The sequence below is a fragment of the Bradyrhizobium zhengyangense genome (assembly GCF_022012435.1).
Taxonomy (GTDB): domain Bacteria; phylum Pseudomonadota; class Alphaproteobacteria; order Rhizobiales; family Xanthobacteraceae; genus Bradyrhizobium; species Bradyrhizobium zhengyangense.
This window is the reverse complement of sequence record NZ_JAKLUA010000081.1, coordinates 1-1,269: the sequence shown is the minus strand read 5'-3', so window position 1 is coordinate 1,269 and position 1,269 is coordinate 1. Positions and strand designations below refer to the sequence as shown.

Annotated in this window: 1 protein-coding gene; it reads right to left on the bottom strand. The window is 62.6% G+C overall.

Annotation, left to right across the window (positions count from 1 at the left end; translation table 11 throughout):
* Positions 1-3 precede the first annotated feature (3 nt).
* Complete coding sequence (locus L6637_RS42250; RefSeq protein WP_237874460.1) at positions 4-1,179, bottom strand: IS481 family transposase; 1,176 nt, start codon at positions 1,177-1,179, stop codon at positions 4-6.
* Between the last annotated feature and the right edge of the window lie 90 nt (positions 1,180-1,269).

The window sequence follows — 1,269 nt, the reverse complement described above, 5'->3', positions numbered from 1 at the left end:
TGTTTAGTCCGGAGACATGGCTGACACCTGTTCGGACACATCACTGACAGGTTGGCCATTGGTCAAGTCGATTGATGCGACCTGCCAGCTGGCAAAGAAGATGCCGTAGTGGCCGTCTCGATCCAGCGGTCTGATGGCAAGCCGTTCGCAGGCGAAAGCCTGAGGAACTTTCCAGAAGCGTCCCTTGAAGGAGATGTAGGGTCTTGTCGAGGAGACCCTGCGCACGATCTCGCCGCTGTCGTATTCGACATTGGGAACGCGGGCCGGCATGGCGCGGGCGCTCGGCCGGAAGCGATCGGCAGGGACCTGCATATCGAGGCCCTGATGGGGGCGCTCCAAATTGTAGACCGGCCGCCAGGCATCGAAGGCGCGCTGGACTTCCGAGAGCGTGCGGAAACGACGCATGGCGAAGACCTCAGCCTTCAGCGTGCGATGGAAGCGTTCGTTCTTGCCGCGGGCCTGCGGATGGCATGGTCTGGCGTGCACCACCCTGACGCCAAGTTTGAGCAGCCACACCTTCAGTGCGGTCCAGCGAACGCCGGACGTATCGCCCCAGGGTGAGCCGTTGTCGGTGTAGAAGGCCTCCGGCAGCCCATAGCAGCGGAACGTCGCCGTCAGGTGATCTTGCACGGTGAGACGCTGTTCGTCGGCACAGGCCTTCAGGCATAGGACGTAGCGCGAGTGATCGTCGACGATTGTCAGCGGATGGCACCGCGTTCCGTTGGCGAGCGGTAGGTGGCCCTTGAAGTCCATCTGCCACAAAAGATTGGGAGCTTCCTTCTCGAAGCGGTGCCCTGGATTGGGCGGCGCATTCTCGCTCGGCTTGATCCGGCCGTTCCGGTATAGGATCCGGTGCACCGTCGACGGCACCGGTACTGTCCGTCCTTCCCGCTTCAGGCAATGGGCGATCTTGCGCGCTCCCCAGGCTGGATGCTTGTCGCGCACAGCCACAACCTGCGCCTCGAGCCCAGCCTCGCTGCGCTTGGGCATTGCATGCGGGCGCCGAGACCGGTCAGCGAGCTCCCGGTCGCCGGCCTGCCAGCGCCGCAGCCATTTGTAGCCGACGTCAGGACTGATGTTGAACCGACGGCACAGCTCGCGCCGGTTGGCGCCTTCCTGCAAAGCCAACCGCACGAACTCGTGGCGCTGATCCATTGCTGACACCTCACTCCAAGGCATGGACGGCCTCCCGAATCGGACCAATCCAGCCAATGTTGATGTGTCAGCTATGTCTCCGAACACCCGTCAGTGATCTGTCCGGGCTAAACA

Bases quoted from the DNA above. Each gene is read 5' to 3' on its own strand.
- L6637_RS42250 (WP_237874460.1), bottom strand. From the start codon at position 1,179: ATGCCTTGGAGTGAGGTGTCAGCAATGGATCAGCGCCACGAGTTCGTG.